Source organism: Mesorhizobium prunaredense (genome assembly GCF_900156895.1).
Classification (GTDB): Bacteria; Pseudomonadota; Alphaproteobacteria; order Rhizobiales; family Rhizobiaceae; genus Mesorhizobium; species Mesorhizobium prunaredense.
Genome location: NZ_FTPD01000023.1, coordinates 88,506 through 109,770, shown reverse-complemented (window position 1 = coordinate 109,770; position 21,265 = coordinate 88,506). Strand labels below are relative to the sequence as shown.

General features: G+C 63.5%; 12 protein-coding genes. 8 read left to right on the top strand and 4 right to left on the bottom strand.

Annotated elements, in window-relative coordinates; genetic code table 11:
- Positions 1–283 precede the first annotated feature (283 nt).
- The 3 genes from BQ8794_RS18150 to BQ8794_RS18140 form a co-directional block, all read right to left on the bottom strand.
- Positions 284–2,128 carry a peroxidase family protein gene (locus BQ8794_RS18150; RefSeq protein ID WP_077379926.1) on the bottom strand — a complete coding sequence of 615 codons (1,845 nt, stop codon included), beginning with the start codon at positions 2,126–2,128 and terminating at the stop codon, positions 284–286.
- A gap of 286 nt (positions 2,129–2,414) precedes the next feature.
- Positions 2,415–5,573, bottom strand: coding sequence for an ATP-binding protein (locus BQ8794_RS18145; protein ID WP_244555021.1), 3,159 nt, complete (start codon positions 5,571–5,573; stop codon positions 2,415–2,417).
- A 390-nt stretch (positions 5,574–5,963) separates the two neighbouring features.
- On the bottom strand, positions 5,964–6,725 hold the full coding sequence (locus BQ8794_RS18140; protein WP_077379922.1) for a LuxR family transcriptional regulator: 762 nt from the start codon (positions 6,723–6,725) through the stop codon (positions 5,964–5,966).
- A 116-nt stretch (positions 6,726–6,841) separates the two neighbouring features.
- On the opposite strand from BQ8794_RS18140, the gene BQ8794_RS18135 reads away from it, so the two are divergent.
- From BQ8794_RS18135 to BQ8794_RS18110, 6 genes are all read left to right on the top strand, one after another.
- Positions 6,842–7,732, top strand: a complete 891-nt coding sequence (locus tag BQ8794_RS18135; protein WP_077380395.1) for a proline iminopeptidase-family hydrolase — start codon at positions 6,842–6,844, stop codon at positions 7,730–7,732.
- 51 nt (positions 7,733–7,783) lie between these two features.
- Entirely contained in the window at positions 7,784–8,722 is a 939-nt protein-coding gene (locus BQ8794_RS18130; protein WP_077379920.1) for an ABC transporter permease, read from the top strand.
- On the top strand, positions 8,719–9,567 hold the full coding sequence (locus BQ8794_RS18125) for an ABC transporter permease (protein WP_077379918.1): 849 nt from the start codon (positions 8,719–8,721) through the stop codon (positions 9,565–9,567). The genes BQ8794_RS18130 and BQ8794_RS18125 overlap by 4 nt, the downstream gene beginning before the upstream one ends.
- Complete coding sequence (locus BQ8794_RS18120) at positions 9,564–11,240, top strand: dipeptide ABC transporter ATP-binding protein (RefSeq protein ID WP_077379916.1); 1,677 nt, start codon at positions 9,564–9,566, stop codon at positions 11,238–11,240. The genes BQ8794_RS18125 and BQ8794_RS18120 overlap by 4 nt, the downstream gene beginning before the upstream one ends.
- A 48-nt stretch (positions 11,241–11,288) precedes the next feature.
- A complete protein-coding gene (locus tag BQ8794_RS18115) occupies positions 11,289–12,788 on the top strand; it encodes an ABC transporter substrate-binding protein (RefSeq protein WP_143744622.1) in 1,500 nt (499 codons plus the stop codon).
- A 533-nt stretch (positions 12,789–13,321) separates the two neighbouring features.
- Positions 13,322–18,424, top strand: a complete 5,103-nt coding sequence (locus BQ8794_RS18110; protein ID WP_077379914.1) for a RecQ family ATP-dependent DNA helicase — start codon at positions 13,322–13,324, stop codon at positions 18,422–18,424.
- Positions 18,425–18,752: 328 nt separating this feature from the next.
- On the opposite strand, the gene BQ8794_RS18105 is transcribed toward BQ8794_RS18110, so the two are convergent.
- The gene (locus tag BQ8794_RS18105) at positions 18,753–19,655 is read right to left on the bottom strand and encodes a LysR family transcriptional regulator (RefSeq protein WP_077379912.1); all 903 of its coding nucleotides are present in this window, start codon (positions 19,653–19,655) and stop codon (positions 18,753–18,755) included.
- Positions 19,656–19,752: 97 nt separating this feature from the next.
- Between BQ8794_RS18105 and BQ8794_RS18100 the strand changes: the two genes are divergently transcribed.
- Complete coding sequence (locus BQ8794_RS18100) at positions 19,753–20,601, top strand: SDR family oxidoreductase (RefSeq protein ID WP_077379910.1); 849 nt, start codon at positions 19,753–19,755, stop codon at positions 20,599–20,601.
- Positions 20,602–20,724: 123 nt separating this feature from the next.
- The gene (locus tag BQ8794_RS18095) at positions 20,725–21,141 is read left to right on the top strand and encodes a RidA family protein (RefSeq protein ID WP_077379908.1); all 417 of its coding nucleotides are present in this window, start codon (positions 20,725–20,727) and stop codon (positions 21,139–21,141) included.
- Positions 21,142–21,265 lie beyond the last annotated feature (124 nt).

The window sequence follows — 21,265 nt, the reverse complement described above, 5'->3', positions numbered from 1 at the left end:
AGGGCGTGCGAACAGCGTCTCGACCGGGCGTATCCGCCATTTGGTGCGCACGGCCTCGCGCGTCTTCATGGACGCTGCGGAGAACGTCGCACAGCAGCGGACTTGAGTTCACAATGTTGGCAGTCTCGTTTTCTGGACCGATTGTTTCCGGTTTCCGCCGTTGGCATTGTCGGAGAGTGGGAACGTGAAGTTGCGACGATACTTGCATGAGCGGCTCGCCAGCGGGACAGGTGAACTGGTTCTGGACCGGATCGAAGATGAAGTCGGCGCAGGCTGACGCTCTCTATGGTTGCGTTACTCCGGCGAAGGTCACCAGATCGGCCACCGTGAAGTTTCCAGGCGTGGACGAAGGAAGGATAGGTGTGAACCCACCGGCGACGTTCAGATAGGATGACGCATCTCGCTTCAAGATCCTGACAAACGTCTCCGCCACGATCCTGCCGCCGACCGGGCCCAACTGATTTCCGCCGGCGAGGACCGCAGCCTCGCGAAGGACGTAATACCACAGTGGCGCCTTGTTCAGCAGTAAACCGCCGCTGGAATTCAGCACAGCCATTTCGGCCGCCGGCAGCCCAGATGTCAACTGCGCCGCGGTCATCGGCGCAATGCCGAATGAGTTGGCCATGCCCTGTCCACTCGGCAGACCGAGAGCTAGAGAGCGCCGGAGGTTTCGCGTTGCCAGAATCGCCATCATTCCAGAGAATCCGGGCAACGATTCCAATCCGTTAGCGATGAAGCTATCGATTTTCCGGGCCTTGTTGTGAATCGGTACTGGCACTCCGGTGTCAAAGAACGCGTTGAAGTCAACGACCCAGGTGGAAAAGACCGGCAGCCGTGGATCGCGATTGAACTCAAACACCTTTCCAAGTGTGGCTTCCGGGAAGTTGAAATTCACCCAGTACGTATCACGGATCATACTGTGGCCGAACCGGTACGCTGCCACGGCGAACTCGACGGGCATTCGGAATGAGCTACCGATGGGAGCAGATACGCTCGCCATCGCGTTGTTCACGGTAGCCACTCCGCAGATTCTTTTCAAAAAGTCGTGCACCACGGCCCATTGGTAGTGATGGGTCACGATTCGTTTGGCCTCTGCGAAGATGTCGCCCGCAAACGCGACTGCCACCAGAAGATCAACGACGGCGTTATGGAAACGCAGCATAGCGTGCTGCAACTGTACGATGATCAGATTTTCGTCGTTGCGCGGATCACCGATCGCAGCAGTGTTCGTACCCTGCATGCGGGGCACATCCCAGTTCGTCTGCTGGACCATGCCCGATTTGTCACCGTTGTTGCTGGGGCCGCCCGGGCCAATAGGAGTGTTCGAGCCCCTATGCAGCTTGATTGCGGTAACTGGACCAGATGTAGGAAAAACGTAGAGAAACGGATCTAAGCCAGGCCCGCGGCCGTAAACGGACTCCAGATCGAGCGCTGGGCTTCGCATGTTATTGATCGTATTCGCATCGGTAGCGGCGTCGAGAGTCGACGAGACGTCGAACGTGATGTCATGGTCCACAAACTGACCAAAATAAGTGAAGCCTGCTGGTATCGAAGACACGCCCGCATCAGCGGGATTGTGAGACGCAGGATTAGGATCACGGCCGGGGTCTCCCATCATGTTACCGAGTTGGCCGAGGAGTGCTTGCGTCGCGACATTGAACGGCAACTTCGTTGCCGCACGGGTGGCCGCGGACGACATGTACCCGAAGCGATCTGCACAGGCAGAACTCAGCCAGGGAAACGGGAACCAGTAGAGCGGAATTTTAACGCCGTGAAAACGTCGAATCCCCGGCTTCAGTGCGAGGATAGAATCTTTGACGTCTTCCGGTAACTTCTCCACGGGAAGGTCCGCCGGCTTGATGCGATTCGCGCTGGCCAACAGTTGCTCCAGCGAAACGGTGGGCCTCAGATTCGTTTCGGTCACGCGCTTCCGCAACTCCGACAGCACGATCGGCTTTGGGTTAACGAATCCTTTGGGAATCGATGTCTTCTTGAGAAATTCGCGGACTGGCTCGGCAATTTCGGAGCTTGCGGCTGGGTTCGCTGTCTCAGCTTTTCGCTTCGTAGGCTTCGTCGCACCGAGTCGCTCAGGTGTCTTTTTCGCTGGGGCTGTCTTTTTCGTGACCATGCTTGGCCTCTTCGAAAATGATTTCAGGAAGTAGCACCCTCACCCGATGGCAAAGGGGGCCTTCAACAAGTTGGGATTAAGCAGAAAGGCCCATGCAGGCGGCACCCGGCTGGAGGACCCAAGTGTCGAGCCTCAGCTCTGTCTCGCCCGGGTCTAGCTCTAGGCCAGCGGTGAGACATATTTATGCTCGTCGATCGTATCGAAGTTCGGTGGCATCACATCACCTCCGATCCAGAGCGGTTCACAAGGAGGTGCGGGCGATACCCCTTGCCGCCTCCCGACCGTGTCACATTTTGACGAGTTTGCCTAGGCGGAGCTGGGTCGCGGCCGCGGCGACCACGTTTCCCTTCAGCTCGTAGAGATGCAGCGCTCCGGACACAGCGGCGACCGCCTCGTCGCCTCGGCGGGCGGCCTCGAGCACGTGCGACAGGTCGACCAGTGCATCCGCCCGGTCGTTGACGAAGTCGGTCGCTTCGGCGATCGTCACTGCTTCGCGCGCGAGCGCCTCCGCCGCCCGGAGCTCTGCCCGCCGCGCATGCACGCGTGCGCGCACGCGGCGCCAACGGACCTGCGTCACCAGATCTCCGCTCGCAGCCAGCTGGGCGCTTAGTTTAGCAAAGTCCTCGGCCTCTTCGTCGCGTCCCTGTTCGAGGATCACCACGGCGAGGGACGCGGCCATCGTCGAACGGAACGCGCGCTCGCCCATCTCCTCAAGCGCACGATACGCTGCGCGCGCGCTCGTCTCGGCCGCAGCGGGGTTCCCGGCGAGCAGCTCGACAACGGCCTCATGCTCTGAGGACGCCACGTAGAGCGTAAGACCGAGGTCGCGGTAGGTGGCGTTGCTCGTCGCGATCAGATCGCGGGCAATCGCGAAGCGGCCGACAATCGCGTTGAGGCACGCGAGCTGGCGGAGGATAGCTGCCTCGGACTCGGGGCTTTCGCCCACTTGCACGCGCATCGCCTCGCAACGGCGGATGCCCTCGGCTGCAGGGGTGGGCCCGAACCACAAGGAGGAAGCGATCCACGTGAGGATTTCGTAGTACTCATGCCAATCCCCCGCACGTCGCGCGTGAGCAGCAGCTTGCTCCCAAGCTGCAATGGCGGCCTCGCCGCGAGCCGCGGTGAAGGATAGCCAGGCCTCGAGCCGCCGTGCGCGGCAAAGGCCGAGGTCGTCCCCGAAGCGCTCGAAGACCGGGATCACCGCAGCTACCGCGCGTGCCGACTCCTCCAGCCCGCCCTCTTCGCCGCGGAAGATCCGGAGGAACTGCCGCTGAACGAGCACATGCGCTGCCAAGCGCTGGTCGTCAGCGGTAGCGGCCAAGTGCTCCGCCTCGTCCAGCGCGCGCCCGGCGTCGTCCAGCCGGCCGCTTTCGATCAGCGCGCCGCTCAAGTCGGCGAGCAGCACGATCCGCCGTGTGTCATCGGCGGGAAGCAGCCGGGAAACCCTCTCAAGCAGGCTGATCGCCGCTGGCAGGTCGCTGCGGACAAGCGCCCGCCGCCCGGCTGCCTCGAGCCGTTCGCACGCCCGGGCGGCAAGCGAGGCCGCGCGCACGTCGCGCGGACCGAGTGCGACACGGTACTGAAAGGCCTGCTCGAAGTGATAGCCGACAATCTCCTCAAACTCGCGTAGCCGGTCCGCGGCCGCTAGCTCGAGCCAGGCGGCGAAGCGCTCGTGCAGGTCGGCGCGCGCATTCTTCGGCAGGGAGCGATACGCAGCGTCGCGGATCAGGACGTGACGGAAGCGATAGGCCTTCTCGCCGGCGAACAACGGCGCCTCCGGGCGGATCAGGTCCCGGCGGACGAGCGCGAGCAAGCCGTCCTCGAATGTGTCGAGCACCGGGCCGGCGAGCTCGCTGACGGCGCTCCGATGGAATACTGAGCCCTCGACCGCTGCGGCCGTCAGGATGGCGCGCTCGACGGACGGGAGGCCCTCGAGACGGGCAGCGAGAAGCGCGTTGATAGTCGAGGGAACGGGCAGCTCAACGAGGTCCGACGCGGCGACCCAGCTGTCGGGCGCCTGCCTGAGCAACGCGTCGTCGACGAGCATCGCCACGAGTTCCTCAGCGAAGAGCGCATTGCCCTCGGCCGCGCTCGCGATCCTCGACTCGGCAGCGGGCGGCAGCGGCGCGGGGCCAAGCAGGTTGGAGATCAGCTCGCGGCATTCCGCGTCGCTGAGCCGCTCGAGGACGATCGACGTCGCGTTGCGTTTGCCGGCCCCCCAGCCAGGACGCGAGTCGAAGAGCTCCGGCCGCGCGATGCAGATGAGCAGGATCGGGAAATCGCGTGAGAAGTCGGCGACGTGCTCGACTAAGTCGAGGAATGTCGACTCGGCCCAATGGACGTCGTCCACCACAACGACGAGCGGCCCCGCTCGCGCGAGCGCCTCAAACAGCCTCCGGACGGCCCAGGCGGTCTCCTCGGTCGTCCCTTGTCCCGGTCCCGCGCCGCCAAGCCCGAGCGCCCCGGTCACACGCTCGGCAATCAGCCCGGCCTTCTCGTCGCCTGTGAGCCGCGCCTCGATCACCGCTGCGAGCTGCTTGCCGGAGTCCGGTCCCTCCGCGCGGGTAAGCTCCCGGACGATCTCGGCCAGCGGCCAATAGGTGATGCCCTCGCCATAGGGCAGACAGCGGCCGTGCAAGACTGTGACATCCTCGGCAAGGCCGCTCGTGAACTCCCGTACGAGCCGCGACTTTCCCACACCCGCGTCGGCGAGAATGGTGACCAGGTGGCAGGTTCTATCGCCGACCGCGTTGCGGAAGACGGTCTCAAGCAAGGCTCGTTGGCGTTCGCGCCCGACGAAAGGCGAGTCGAAGCGGCGCGCAACGCCGGGGGCGTGGGCGAGGACTTCTAACACGACGAGGGCGCGGATGGTCGCGCCGCGCTTGAGTGCGCGCGGCCCGCTCGGCTCGATGACGACCGCATCGCGCACGAGCTTGTGCGTCGGCTCCCCTATCAGAATCTCATTCGCCGTCGCTGCCTCCTCAAGGCGCTTCGCGCCAATGACGGCCTCTCCGGCGACTGACAAGTATCCCTGCGTTTGGTCGCCGGCGATCACCTCGCCGGTGTTGATGCCGATTCGGTTCATAAGGCGGACGCCCCAGCCGGCTTCGAGCTCGTGGTTTAGGATGGCAAGTGTTTCGCGCATCTCCACCGCTGCCCGCACCGCGCGCAGCGCGTCGTCTTCGTGGACGAACGGCATGCCGAACACAGCCATGATCGCGTCCCCCATATAGTTGTCCACGATTCCGCCGTGCCGTTGAACGACGGCGCTCAACTCGCCGAAGTACCGGGAGAGCAGGTTCCGGAGCGCTTCTGGATCGAGGGAGAGGCTAAGCCGCGAGGAATCGACGATGTCGGCGAAGAGGATGGTGACCGTCTTGCGGGCGTCCGGCCCGGGCCCCCGCGCGTCCGGCGCTGCCGGCTTAGCTGGAACCGAGGAAGCCACCTTCGGCCTCCGCTTCGGGTTTGGCCGGAGATGGTTATCCGATGACATGGCACGACTCCGTGTCTTAGCCTCCCCATGCCGCTGACCAGTTGCGGATTGTCATGGGCGCTGATTTCACGATACAGCCGCTTCTCAACAAGAACAAAGCGGTTTCCTCGCCGGTCAAAACTCCCGTCGACATGGTCGTGGCTGCAGCCTGGTCACCCATGGGCGACAACCAGGGGAGCCTCGGCGAATCCAGGTTGCCGGTGATGCGGTACCAAGTGCGGTAGCCGCGAACGCGACATGGCCTTCCTTCGCTTCCGGCACGGCGGCTCTCCTCATTGCGGCGAGCATCATAGGGCGAGCCTGTCAGAGGGGGCAGCTATGAAAAGTGATAGGGTCTCTCCGTCAGTTGTCGAGCAGGCGGAAATGCGCGGCGCGAACGACGGCCTGCGTGCGGTTCCTGGCGCCCAGCTTCCTGGCGGCGGCGGTGAGGTGCATGACGACCGTAGGAATCGAGCGCCCGATGACGCGCGAGATCTCCTTGGCAGAGAGGCCATGTGCCGAATGGCGGAGACACTCGCGCTCGCGCTCAGTCAAGGACGGCAGGAGCGGACTGAGAGCCGATCGGTCGTAGAGGGCGTAGGCCGTGTCGTGGAAGACATGCGCCAGCAAGCTAAAGCGCGCGATGGTTCCCGCATCCCGATCTACCATCTCGTCCGCGCCGAGGCGGATGCCGGTAACCGTGGCATAGCCGCCGCGCGGCATGTGGATAGGGATCGTGACGCCGCTAGTGAGGTCGCGCTCGCGCAGATAGCGCGCAACGGGTTCCGTAGTCTCGTCGAGGAGCGCTCCTATCTCGGTGTCGATCTCCTTGTCGTAGCTCCAGGCGAAGGGGGTGGAGCTGCGCGCCGCCACGATCTGCACCGGATCGATGCGGAAGTAACCTCGATCGCACCAATAGTCGCGCATGTCATCATCGATGTTACGCAGCTTGAGCATCGACGGGATCATGATAGCGCCGTCGAGATCGTACGGGATGGGCGTGTAGTCGTAGACCAGCGCGTCGTAGCCTAGGCCGGACAGGGCGGCGAACGCCTCGTCGATGCATTCGTCCAAGGTGCCATGGCGAGTGAAACGCTGCCTGATCGTTGTGATTTCGTCCAGCATGAGCTCTTCCGCCGACATCCTCCCGGACCCACCCTATCACTTCTTATAGCTGACGCACTCCCAACGTTTCGCTTAATATATGAGCATGCCTAAAAGCTGTGCATTCGGAGCGTATCATGTGGCGTGAGATGGCGGCGGACGATCGCATCGAGGTAAATGTCGACGGCTTTAAGGTCGTCGCCTACAGCTTCGGCTCCAGCACCGAGACGGTGTTCTGCCTCAACGGCGGGCCTGGCCTGGCCTGCGACTACCTTCGCGAATCGCACTCCTGCCTGGTAGACCAGGGATACAGGGTCGTGGCGTTCGACCAGCTTGGCACCGGCGCCTCCGACCGGCCGACGGACACCTCGTTGTGGACTATCGCGCGCTACGTCGAGGAGACCGAGACGGTTCGCAAGACGCTGGGACTCGGCAATGTACACATGCTGGGTCATTCCTGGGGCGGCTGGTTGGCGATCGACTATGCGCTTGCCTACCAGGAGAACCTGCAGACGTTGATCCTCGAGGATACCGTCGCCGACATGCCGCATCTTGTTCTGGAACTGGAACGCCTGCGCGCCTCGCTGGGACCCGAGACCGTATCGATGATGCAGAAGCACGAGGCGCAGGGAACCTACGATCATCCGGAATACATGGCGGCGGTGACGATCCTCAACTACCGCCATGTCTGCCGCCTGCCCGAATGGCCGGCGCCGGTGCGCCGCTCGCTCGACGACTGGAACATGGGACCCTACGCGACCATGCAAGGTCCGAACGAGTTTCTCTACATCGGCAATCTCAAGGACTGGAACCGGGTGCCCGACCTGCCCAGGATCAAGGTGCCGGTGCTGATCATGCATGGCGAGCACGACGAACTGACACCAGCCTGTGGTCTGCGCATGAAGCTTGGCCTGCCGCAGTCGGAGTTGCACATCATCCCGAATGCGAGTCACATGCCCTTCTACGAGAACCCAGCTGCATACTATCCGATCCTTTCGGGGTTCCTCTCGCGCAACAAGGCAGGCTGATGCAGGCGGAATGCAGGGGGAAGGGAGCGGACGGGGAAACACCTCAGGGCCATGCACCGCTATAAGTTCGTTCTATACCGTCCGCTTCAGTTCCTGCCGGTGCTGTTCGGCATCAGCGTGATCACGTTCATCCTTGTCCGGCTGATCCCCGGCGACCCCGCTCGCGTTCTGCTCGGCACCCGCGCCACCCCCGAAGCGATCGCCCGCATCCGCGCGCAGTACGGCCTCGATGAGCCCATGCTCGCCCAGTATTTCTACTTCCTGCGCAACCTCGCCGACGGCGAGATGGGACGCTCGATCCTCTACAAGATCGATGTACTGAAGCTGATCGCCACGCGCATCGAGCCCACTCTGACGCTGGTGCTTTGCAGCGTTGTGCTGTCGGTATTGATCGCCGTGCCAGTGGCGGCGATCGCGGCGCGCAATCAGGGCAGGCTGGCGGACCAAGTTATCCGCATCGTTTCCACCTTCGGCATCGGCTTCCCGCCCTTCTGGCTCGGCCTGATGCTGATCATCCTGTTCAGCGTCGAACTCGCCATTCTCCCGGTGTCCGGTTACGGCAACACGCTTTCTGGAAAGCTTGCACATCTCGTGCTGCCGAGCCTCACTGTCTCGCTGTCGCTGTCGACCGTTCTGGCGCGCAGCTTGCGGGCGGCGATGGTCGAAGGCTTGAAGTCCGACGTGGCGACTGCCGCGCGCGCGCGCGGCATGCCGGAGAGCATCGTGTTCTGGCGCCACGTGCTGCCAAATTCGTTGGTGCCGACCGTCAACCTTCTCGCCGTAAACATAGGTTGGCTGCTAGGCGGCACCGTCGTGGTGGAGACCGTCTTCGCGCTGCCCGGCATGGGCCAGCTCTTGGTGCGCGCCATCTTCTCGCGCGACTACATGGTCGTGCAGGGCGTGGCGATGGTCTTCGCCTGCGCCACCGTGCTGATCAACTTCCTGGCTGACATCGTCACGGTGGCTCTCGATCCGAGGGTGAAGCTGTGAGCGAGCCCTTGGCCGCGCCCGCGCTCGGCAGGAAGGGCCGCTTTCGCCGCCGCGGTACGCTGGCGGCCGGCGTTTTCCTGCTTGGGGCGTTCGTCGTCCTCGCGCTCGGCGCGCTGCTGATCGCGCCCTACGATCCGATCGCCCAGGACGCGACAGCACGGCTCCAGGGGCCGTCCTGGCTGCACCCGTTCGGGACCGACAATTTCGGCCGCGACATCCTCTCGCGCGTCATCTGGGGTACGCGCATCGACCTCAAGATCGCCGTCATCGGCGTTATCTTCCCCTTTCTCATCGGCACCACGCTGGGTACGGTAGCCGGTTTCTTCGGCGGGATAGTCGACGCCATCTTCATGCGGCTGGTCGACGTCATCTTGGCCTTCCCGTTCCTGGTATTGATGCTGTCGATCATTGCGATCCTGGGGCCTGGCCTGGCCAGTTTTTACATCGCCATAGCCCTCGTCGGCTGGGTTTCCTACGCGCGGCTCATCCGCGCCCAGATGCTCGTGCTCAAGAACCACGACTACGCGGTTGCGGCGGTCAGCCTCGGCTTCAGCCGCATGCGCATCATGTTCCGTCACCTCCTGCCCAATGCCGCTGCCGGCTCGGTCGTCTTCGCGATGTCCGACGCGGTCCTCGTCCTGCTGAATGGCGCGGCCATTAGCTATCTCGGGCTGGGCGTGCAGCCGCCAGTCGCGGAGTGGGGCGTGATGGTGGCGGAAGGCCAAGCCTTCGTCACCACCGCGTGGTGGATTACACTGTTCCCGGGGCTTGCGATCGTGACGCTCGCCTTCGCCTTCAGCATGATCGGCGACGGGCTGGCCGATTTGTTCGGGGTTCACGAGTGATCGCGGCGCTGCTCAAGGTCACCGACCTGACGGTCGTCCATGACGGTGACGGCGGGGAGCGTACCCTGCTTGATGCCGTGTCGTTCGATCTCGCCGCGGGAGAAGTGCTCGGGCTGGTCGGCGAGAGCGGGTCGGGCAAGAGCCTGCTCTGCCGCTCACTCGTTAGGCTGCTGCCATCGAGCCGGCTCAGGATCAGCGGTGGCTCGATCACACTCTCCGGGCGTGAGCTGACGACCGCGCCAGAAGCCGAGATGCTCGCGGTGCGCGGCGGTGAAATCGGCATGATCTTTCAGAATCCGAGCAGCCATCTCGACCCGGTCATGAGGATCGGCGACCAGATCACCGAGGGCATCCGCTTTCACCAGCGGCTGGACGCCAAGGCGGCGCGCGCCGCGGCGGTGGATATCCTCGCCCAGGTCGGGTTTCCGGATCCGGCTCGGCAATACGATAGCTACCCGCACGAATTCTCCGGCGGCATGCGCCAGCGCGCCATGATCGGCGCGGCGCTATCGAGCAATCCCAGGATCCTGATCGCCGACGAGCCGACGACGGCACTCGACGTGACGATACAGGCGCAGATCCTGCGGCTTCTGATGGACATCCGCGCCAGGCGTGGACTCTCGGTGATCCTGGTCACCCACGATCTCGGCATCGTCGCCCAAGTCTGCGACCGCATCGCGGTGATGTGGCAAGGTCGACTGGTGGAGATTGGAGAGAAGCGCGGTCTGCTTGCGGCGCCGGCGCATGCCTACACCCGTTCGCTGATCGCCAGTCATCCCTCGCTGCCGGAGGAGGACATGCCGGCAAAGGCTGAGAAGCTCCGGACACCCGGAGCGGTGCCGGTGGTCGATATCGAGAAGCTGCACGTGCGCTTCGCCACGGGCGGCCTGTTCCGGCGAGGCGCGGTTGATGCCGTCAATGGGGTCACACTCCGTGTCATGCCGGGCGAAACGGTCGGCATTGTCGGCGAATCCGGAAGCGGCAAGAGCACTCTGGCGCGCGCCGTCCTTGGACTTACGCCGGTCTCGTCAGGCACGATACGGTTCGATGGTACGGACATCGCATCGGGTCGCGCAGTCCTCGGCATGCTGCGACGTCAAACCGCCATGGTTTTCCAGGACCCCTACAACGCCCTCAATCCTCATCTTACCGTTGGCAAGATGCTGGCCGAGGTCCTGCGGGTACAGGGCAAGATCGAGACCGCGCAAATTCCGGCACGCTGCGGCGAACTGCTCGACCTGGTCGGCTTGGGGCGCGCGTTCCTCGACCGCAAGCCGCGCTCGATGAGCGGCGGCCAATGCCAGCGGGCCGGCATAGCTCGCGCGCTGGCCGTCGACCCGAAACTTATCATTGCGGACGAGTGCGTGGCCGCCCTCGACGTCACCATCCAGGCGCAGATCGTGGAGTTGTTCCGCGAACTGGTGGAACGTATGTCGCTCACGCTGATATTTATCGCCCACGATCTCGCAATCGTTCGCAATCTCTGCCAGCGTGTTGTGGTGATGCACCGCGGCGTGATCGTCGAGGAAGGTCGGTCGGAGGAAGTGTTCTCCCGGCCGAAGCATGCCTACACCGCCGCGCTGATTGCCGCCGTTCCGCATATCGATCCGGACAAGCCGCTGCTTGCTCCCTCGAAGATGGCGACCCCGCAGGCCGACGGGGTCGCAAACTGAAACCAAAGGCAAACCAGAAGGGGAATACGGATGTTGAGAAGCAAATGGATGCGCATCGGCTTGGTCACCGTTATGACCAGCCTGTCCCTGGGGGCGACGCTCGCAGAAGCCGCCGGCGTACTCACGATTGGCCGGCGCGAAGACTCGACCACCTTCGATCCGATCAAGACCGCCCAGAACATCGACCTGTGGGTGTTCGCCAACGTCTATGACGTGCTGATCCGCGTCGACAAGACGGGCACCAAGCTGGAGCCCGGTCTCGCCGAGAGTTGGGAGGTCAGCCCGGACGGCCTCACCTATACGCTCAAGCTGCGCGACGCAAAGTTCTCGGACGGCTCCGACCTGACGGCCGACGACGTGGTGTTCAGCCTCACCCGCATCAGGGATGACGAGGGCTCGCTATGGGCGGATCCTTTCAAGGTGATGGATACGGTCGAGGCAACCGATCCAAAGACCGTCACGATCAAACTCAAGCAGGCGACCGCGCCGTTCCTGGCGACGCTGGCCTTCCCGATCGCCTCGGTTCTTTCCAAGAAGGGCTTCGAGACGCTCGGTCCGGAGAAATATGCCGAAACACCCATCGGCTCTGGCGCCTTCACCATCACGGAATGGAGGCGCGGCGACCGTGTCATCCTGACGAAAAACCCGCATTTCTGGGAGGCCGATCGCGTCAGCCTCGACGGCGTCGAGTGGATCTCCGTGCCGGACGATAACACCCGCATGCTGAACGTGCAGGCCGGCCAGCTCGACACCGCGATCTTTGTGCCGTTCTCACGCGTAGCCGAACTGCAGAAGGATTCCAACCTCACCGTCCATCTCGACCCGTCGACCCGCGAGGATCACCTGCTGATTAACCACGAGCATGGCGCGCTGGCGAAGAAGGAGGTGCGGCAGGCCCTCGACTTGGCCATCGATGAGCAGGCTGTGGTCGACACGGTGACGTTCGGCTACGGCGAGGTCGCAAACTCTTACGTCCCGAAGGGCGCGCTCTATTACTACGCCGACAATCTGAAGCGGCCCTACGATCCGGAAAAGGCCAAGCAGATGCTGGCCGACGCCAGGGCCTCGGACCTGACGCTCAACTACGTCGTGCGGGCCGGCGACGAGATCGTCGAGCAGACGGCCGTGCTGCTGCAGCAGCAACTCGCCAAAGCCGGAGTCACCGTTCAAATCCAGAAGGTCGACCCGAGCCAGGAATGGGACATGCTGGTGGCCGGCGACTATGACGTCTGTGTCAACTACTGGACCAACGACATCCTCGACCCAGACCAGAAGACCACCTTCGTTCTCGGCCACGACGCGAACATGAATTACATGACCCGCTACAACAACGAGAAGGTCAAGGAGCTGGTCGCGGCGGCGCGCATCGAGATGGATCCGGCCAAGCGCGAGCAAATGTACACCGATCTGCAGAAGATGGCCAAAGAGGACGTCAACTGGATCGATCTGTACTACAGCCCGTTCATCAACGTCTCGCGTAATAACATCGAGAACTTCTACCAGAATCCGCTGGGCCGGTTCTTTCTGGAAGACGTGGTCAAGAACTAGACTTGTGAACGAAGCCACGGAACGCCGCTCTGCGGCGTTCCGCCCAGCCCTGACAGCACGTTTGGCGTGCCGCCCGTCTCACCGCGCGTCGTTTGTTGGGACAGGTGAGCGATCTGCTACTGTCGCTACTTCCGCTTTCTGACAGTTCCGCGCTGATTGCGGACGGTCCGCACTTGTGGCAGCAAGTTCGCGCGACTTTCTCATCCCATCAGTCGCAGCGAGCAATTTCAAATCGAAACCTTCAGCCTCCTCAACCCTTCGCGGCACCTCTAGGCAAGCACCGTGTGCTATAGCCCCCAGATTGCGGCATTTGGCAGATATTGCTTCTCGGATGGTTGTCGCTGCGCACATTAACCTCTGTGAGGCACAATCAGGATTAGTCGACAACCTGCGCAGTTACGGGTCGCGTTATTGAACTGAGCTGGATAGGTGGCTGTCGGGCAACGTTTTTGTGGCTCAAGTTGAACGTTGACCTTTCGTCGAGCGCGACCATGATCGCTAAACATTTCATCCCGTGAGTACAGCGTTGCACTATGACTGAGCCTTTCCAACCCTTTTTGCAGCGTTGCGTTTCGATCGATCTGGAAGTGGATCCTGCAACCGCTACCATTTTCGCCTTTGCGGCGGTGCGTGATGACGCTCGTCCCTCAATCCTCGCAAAGAAACGCGATCTCGAAGCGGCCCTTGACCGTCTGGAAGCAGAGTCAGCCGCGGCCGAGCATCTGCTCGGCCACAACATCATTCGACATGACTTGCCTCATCTGGTCGCATTGCGGCCAGGACTCGCGAATATTTTTCGATCGCCGATCGACACCCTATGGCTCAACCCGCTCGCATTTCCGCGCAATCCCTACCACCACCTGGTCAAGCACTATCATGACGGGCGCCTGCAAGCGGGCCACGTCAACGATCCGGAAATGGATGCGCGACTGGTGTTTCAGGTGCTGCGCAATCAACTGGCGGCTTTGACGCAGCAGAATGCCGACCAGCCCGATGCCGTAGCAGCCTTTCATTTCCTTACTACGAGAATGGAAAACCCAGGTGGGTTCGACGCAGTGTTCCAGGAGGTTCGGGGAGCTCCTGCGCCGGGTCCTCTTGCGGCGAGAGAAGCGATTTCCCGGCTGCTGGCGGGGCGTGCCTGCGAGAGGCGGGCCGAGCAGACGCTGAGCCGCCTTTCGAACCCGCTTCTCGGATGGCCCATGGCCTATGCTTTGTCCTGGGTCCTGGTCGCGGGCGGGGATTCCGTCATGCCGCCCTGGGTGCGGGCGCAATTCCGCGAGTCTGCACTGATCGTGCGGCACCTGCGCGATACCAATTGCGAAAGCCCGGATTGCGCCTGGTGCAGCGAGAAAAACGACCCGGTCCGCGCGCTGTCGCGCTGGTTCGGGTTCAATGCCTTCCGCGCGGAGCCGGTGGACGATATGGGCCGCCCCCTGCAGGAGCGAATCGTCGATGAGGCGATGCGCGGGGCGAGCGTCCTCGGGATTCTGCCGACCGGCACCGGCAAATCGGTCTGCTACCAAATTCCCGCCCTGTCGAAATTCGACAAGACGGGGGCGCTGACAGTGGTGATCTCGCCGCTGGTCGCGCTGATGGCCGATCAGGTGCAGGGCATGGCGCGGGCCGGCATTTCCTCGGCCGTCACCGTCAACGGAATGCTGTCGATGCCCGAGCGGCAGGATGCGCTGGACCGAGTGCGTATGGGCGAGGCGGCAATGCTGCTGATCTCGCCCGAGCAATTGCGCAGCAATTCGGTCCGCTCGGTCCTGGCGCAGCGTGAAATCGGACTCTGGGTGCTGGACGAGGCGCATTGCGTGTCGAAATGGGGCCACGATTTTCGGCCCGACTACCGCTATATCAGCCGCTTCATCAAGGAATCCGTAGGGGATGAAGCTGCTGCCCCGGTGCTTTGTCTGACCGCCACCGCCAAGCCCGAAGTGGTGCGCGACATCCGCGACCATTTCCGATCACGTCTGGAGCGCGAACTGATGCTGCTGGACGGCGGCGCGGTGCGCACCAATCTCAGCTTCGAGGTCCGGCCGACGCAGCCCGGCACCAAGCTGGCCGATATCCTCGACGTGATCGAGGCCAAGCTGCCACAGGATGGCGCTTCGGGTGCGGTGGTCTACTGTGCCACCCGCAGCGAGGCGCAACGCGTCGCCGATTTCCTCAAACAGCAGGGTCTGTCGGCGGAACGGTTCCACGCCGGTCTGACGCCCGAGGAAAAGCGCGACATTCAGGAACGCTTCCGCATCGGCGAGCTGCGCATCATCGCCGCGACCAACGCTTTCGGCATGGGGATCGACAAGCCCGATATTCGGCTGGTGGTGCATGGCGATATTCCCGGATCATTGGAGAATTACCTGCAGGAAGCCGGGCGAGCGGGCCGCGATCGCGCGCATGCCAATTGCGTGCTGCTGTTCGCCGTCGAGGATGTCGAGCGGCAGTTTTCGCTTTCGGCGCGCTCGCGCCTGGCCCGGCACGAAATCGGGGCCATACTCAAGGCGCTGCGACGGCTGGACGACCGGACGAAGAAGACCGGCACCGTGGTCGCCACCCCGGGCGAAGTCGTGCGAGCCGAACGCGATCAGGAGTTCGAGCGCGACAGCGCCACCGACGACACGAGGGTGAAAACCGCGGTGTCCTGGCTGGAAGAGGCCACGCTCCTGAGCCGCGACGAAAACCGAGTTCAGGTCTTCCCCTCATCCCTTAGAATCCGCAACCTGAAAGAAGTCGAGGCGATCCTGGCCAAGGCCATGATCACCGGCACCCGTAGCAAGCAGCTTCTGGACATCACCCGTCACCTGATGAACGCGCCCCCCGATCAGGGAATTTCCACCGATGAGCTGGCCGGGGTCAGCGGATTGACAGGCGGCATGCTGATCAAGGCAATGGCCGACCTCGAGGCGCTCGGGGTGGCCCGCAATGACGTGACGGTCACAGTCTTTGTCCATGTCGCCGTCGAGGGGCATTCGCAGCAGCGACTGGCGCAGGCCGCACGGCTTGAAACCGCGCTGATCGCCCTGATGCGCGAGGCCGCCCCCGATGCCGAAGGTGCCGGAGGCATTCCCCTGCATCTGGCCGAAACCTGTCAGGCGCTCCGCAATCAGGGGCACAGCGCAGTGCGACCAGACATCGTGGAAAAGCTGCTGCGCAGCATGGGCCGTGACGGGCGCGATCAGGATGGCGGCAAGGGCAATCTGCGGCTGCGCAAGGCTTCGCGCAACACATTGATGGTGACACTGCAACGGACCTGGCAGGCACTGGAACAGACGGCAAGCCTGCGGCAGCAGGGCGCCGAACTTTTGCTGGGGCATCTTCTGGGCAAGCTGCCGAATGGCAGCCGCGGCAAGGACATCCAGGTCGAAACCACGATGGGCGATCTGCTCGCCACCCTGACCGGAGACGCCCTGCTGCGCGGCGGCGGCATTCAGGACATGACCAAGCTGATGGACCGCGCACTTCTGTGGCTGCACGAGCAGGAGGTGGTGACGCTAGGCAAGGGGCTGACGATCTTTCGGCCGGCGATGACGGTCTATCTGAACCCTTCGGGCGGCCAGTTCACCGCGAAGGATTTTGTACCCCTCGAGGAACACTACGCCGAGCAGACGATCCAGACCCATGTGATGGCGGCCTATGCCGAAAAGGGCCTTGCCGCGATGGATCAGGCGCTGCGGCTGTCCGAGGACTACTTCGTGCTCGATCGCGACGCCTTCCTGCGCCGCTGGATGCCCGGCAAGGGCGGCGAGATCCGGCGTCAAACCACCGGCACCTCCTGGAAAGCAATCGTTGAGGCACTGAAGAACCCGGTTCAGCAAGAGATCGTCGCCGACGACCGCGAAAAGACCAGCGTCCTGGTCCTGGCAGGACCGGGTTCGGGCAAGACGCGCGTTCTGGTGCACCGCATCGCCTATCTCATCCGGGTCCGTCGCGAGGATCCGCGCGGCATCCTGGTGCTGACTTACAACCGTCACGCCGCCGCCGAGATACGCATCCGGCTCCGCCACCTGATCGGCGATGACGCGAATGCGGTGACCATATCCACATGCCACGCCCTCGCCATGCGGCTGGTGGGGGCGAGCTTTGCCGGAAGTGCGAACGAGACGACGCACGACTTCGACGGGATCGTCATGGAGGCCGTGCGCCAGTTGAACGGCGAAGGGCTCAGCAAGCCCGAGGCGGAGGCACAACGCGACACCCTGATCCAGGGTTATCGCTGGATTCTGGTGGACGAGTATCAGGACATCGGCCCTGAGGAATACGCGCTGATCTCGGCCGTTGCGGGCCGCTCCCTGGACGATCCGGACCTTCGGCTCAGCCTTTTTGCGGTGGGCGATGACGATCAGAACATCTACGCCTTCGCCGGTGCGTCCATCCGCTTCATCCGGCAGTTCGAGGCCGACTTTCGTGCACGACCGCAATTCCTGGTCGAGAATTACCGTTCGACCGGACATATCATTGCGGCGGCCAACGCAGTCATTGCGCCCGCCGCTGACCGCATGAAAGCGGGACACGACATTGCCCTAGATCGCAAGCGCAGCGTAGCGCCGCCCGGCGGAGACATGGCGGCGCTCGATCCGGTTGCGCAAGGGCGAGTGCATGTGCTGGACTGCCGGGCCGGTGACGTGGCGCAGGCAATGGCCGCGATGGATGAACTCGTCCGGCTTTCGCGCCTTGATCCGGAGTGGAACTGGTCGCGCGCCGCGATCATCGCGCGCGACTGGCGGCGGCTGGCTTCGGTGCGGGCCTATGCCGAAACGCTTGGCATCCCGGTGGAGATGGCAAACGAGAGCCTGCCCAGCATCTGGCGCCTGCGCGAGATGCAGCAGTTCATCGACACACTGCGCCGCGATAATACCCGTCTGCTGGCCGTCCGTGATCTGGTGGATATGCTGAACGCGATACCGTCCAACCGCTGGACGGATCTGATCGCCGAAGGCATCGCCGCGCTTGCAAAGGAGCTTGCGAACAAGACCATGCCCGTGCCGGACCTTGTCGAGTGGTTCGCTGAGTGGGCCTATGATGCCCGCAGCGATCAGCGTGCGCTGCTGCTGCTGACGGCGCATCGATCGAAAGGCCTGGAATTCGAGGATGTCGTCATCCTGAATGGCGGTTGGGACAAGCCTTCCAAAGGCGAGGACCCCGATGCGCCGCGCCGCCTGTTCTATGTCGCCATGACCCGGGCGCGACGCAGCCTCGCGATCATTGCTCAAGGGCAGCATCCGTTCGTCCAGCAGGACGAAGAGCATGTGCTGCGCCGAGCCGCGCCGGCTGTCGCCGACGGCGTCGCTCTTGCGACCGCGCTGTACCAGGTGCCGAACCTTAAGACCGTGGACCTTTCATGGGCAGGGCGTCTCAGGCCGGGCCATCCCTCCCTCGCCGCCATCTCGGCGGCGAAGGTAGGAGATCCGATCCAGATCGTCCGCGATGGCCCGCTCTGGATGATACAGGACAAACAAGGGCAGGCCCTCGGACGCATGGCCAGAAGCTGGTCGCCTCCCGAAGGCCTCAGCTTCCTGCGTGGCGAGGTCGGCGCCATCGTGCGCTGGCGCAAGTCCGATAATGAGGAAGAGTTCCGGGTGCACCTTCACCGAGATGTCTGGGAAGCGGTTCTGCCGGAGCTTGTATTCGGCTGACGGTTTGCCCGCGGTCGTATCTTGCCCCGAACGGTATCGGCAGATCTGCAACGATCCTAGGCCGGGACACGTGTGTGGCGGATAAGGGCTTAGGGTCATGGGCGTGAGTTCGACCGAGGGCGAGCGAACTACCGCAGCGGGTTCGTTCTTCGACCCCAACTTGCGTCATCGCTTGCTTCAGCCTGACCGATCGAAGGTCATCGGCCTAATGCAGGATTCGTCCGCACTGCGATCATTGGCAGAACACTGGTTCGTTGGCGCTATAGCAACGAACTGAGCACTCCGAAGCCCCTGGCCCAACGACCGGCGCGGCTGCTCGTCGCTCTGGTCAAGGTTCTTTGTTCCGCAGGTCTTTGACGACATCGAGAAAGGCCCGCAGTGCGGGCGGTACGGCTCGATGTCCGGGGTAGTAAACCGCAACTTCTTCCGGAGCGGGCATCCACGCGGTCAGGACCTTGCGCAGCCGGCCGTCGGACAAGGCCGCTTCGGCGGCCCAATCGGCCACGTAGGCGACGCCCAGATCCTCAATTGCGGCTTCAACCATCAGCTCCTCGTCGTCGAGGACGATGGGGCCGTTTGCCTCGATCACGAGTTCCTGGCCGGCGCGTTCGAACTCCCATCGGTAAAGCTTGCCGCTGGGCATACGGTGGCCGATGCAATGGTGGCGTTGCAATTCCTCGGGGGTTCCCGGGTCGCCAAAGCGATCGAGGTAGGCGGGCGACGCGACACAGATGAACCTCAATCGGCGTGCAAGCGGCACGGCGATCATGTCCTTGGGGACCGATCCGAGGAGGCGCACGCCGGCATCGAAGCCGCCGGACACGATGTCGATGAGCCGCCCCTCGACGACGATGTCCACGGTCACATCCGGATGGCGCTCCGCCATCCGCGGAAGAACCCCGCGAACGAGAAGCCCGGCCACCAGTCGCGGTGCGTTGATGCGGACGGTGCCCGCGACATTGCCCCGGAACCCGGCGACGCTGTCGAGCGCCTCGTCCAGCGAGGCGAGCGCCGGCTGAAGGCGATCGAGCAACTGGAAACCGGCTTCCGTCGGCGAGACGCTGCGTGTGGTGCGGTTGAGAAGGCGCACGCCCATGCGCTCCTCGAGCGCACGCATGGCGTGGCTCAATGTGGAAGGCGCCGTGCCGATCTCGTCGGCTGCGCGGCGGAAGCTGCGGTGTGTGGCAACGGCGACGAAGGCGGTGAGATCGTTGAGCGACGGGCGGGGCATTGATGGGGATTTTGCATCATCTCATGCCGATTTCAACGGCTAACCCGCGCAATGCGATCGCGCTATCTCCTGCCTGGATCAATTGGAGATATGAGAAATGGCAAAGACCTGGCTCATCACAGGTGTGTCGTCCGGACTGGGCCGGCTGCTGGCGGAGAAGGCCCTGATCAGGGGAGACCGCGTTGCCGGTGCCAGCCGCAGCGAGGGCGCACTTCCCGACCTGCGTGCACGCTACCCCGAACGGCTCCGCATCGTTGCAATGGACCTCAAGGACCAGAGCTCGGTCCGTGCCGCGGTCGACCGCGCCTTCGCCGCATCCGCTCGGATCGACATCGTCGTCAGCAATGCCGGCTATGGCCTGCTCGGCGCGGCGGAAGAGGCTGGCGATGCGCAGGTTCGGGACATCATCGACACCAATCTCATCGGCTCGATCGCACTCATCCGGGCGGCGTTGCCGCACCTGCGCAGCCAGGGTGGCGGCCGGATTCTTCAGGTATCGAGCGAGGGAGGCCAGATCGCCTATCCGGCTTTCAGCCTCTATCACGCGACCAAGTGGGGTATCGAGGGGTTCGTCGAGTCCGTGGCGCAGGAGGCTGCTCCCTTCGGCATCGAGCTCACCCTTGTGGAACCTGGGCCGGCGCGGACCGGGTTCGGCGGCAATCTCGCGCGGACCAAGCCGCTCGCGGCCTATGAGGGAACACCCGCCGGTCGGATCCGCGAGGCGCTCGGTGGCTCCTGGGTGATCAAGGGCGACCCCGAGCGCATGACGGACGCAATGATCAGGCTTGCCGACCAGCATGGTCCGCTTCCGAAGCGGCTGGTGCTCGGTGCCGAGGCCTATGCCGGCATCCGCAGGACACTCGGCGGGCGCATCGAGGAGCTCGACCGGCAGAAGGACGTCGCCGTCGCGGCGGATTTCACCGACGAGGAGTTGGCGCGGCTGTGACCCACCCTGTCCCGCCGATCCACAGCTGCATGGCACCATCGTGCAGCGTTGATCCCGATAGATTCCCCCAGCTCCGGCGCGCTGCCGGTCCGCTCCCGTTTTCAAGACAGAAAGGAACACGAAATGCCTGCACGTGACGCCATCTATCCGGCCAAACGCCACGCGTTGTACGATATTCATCGATATTCCGCGGCCATTCGCTCTGGCGATCTTCTCTTCGTCTCGGGTCAGGTCGGCAGCCGTGAGGACGGCTCGCCCGAGCCCGCATTCGAGGATCAGGTTCGGCGGGCTTTTGCCAATCTGCGCGCGGTCCTGGCCGCCGCCGGGTGCAGCTTCGATGACGTTGTCGACGTAACCACCTTCCACACCAACCCGGACCAACAGATCGAAACGGTGCTGGCCGTCCGGGCGGAAGAGATCGGCGCACCTCCCTATCCGAACTGGACGGCAGTGGGCGTCAATTGGCTTGCCGGCTTCGATTTCGAGATCAAGGTCGTCGCCCGCATCCCTTCGACGACCAGCGGCCAGCCGGCGGGCTGATCGCTCGCCCTGCCAAGGCGCGAACGAGCGGTCAGGGAACACGCCGGAAATGTCGGCCTGGTCCGCGCCGCGACCTCCAGCGTCGCCGTCGGCGAGGTCTGCATATGGGCAGCGGCAAGGGCAC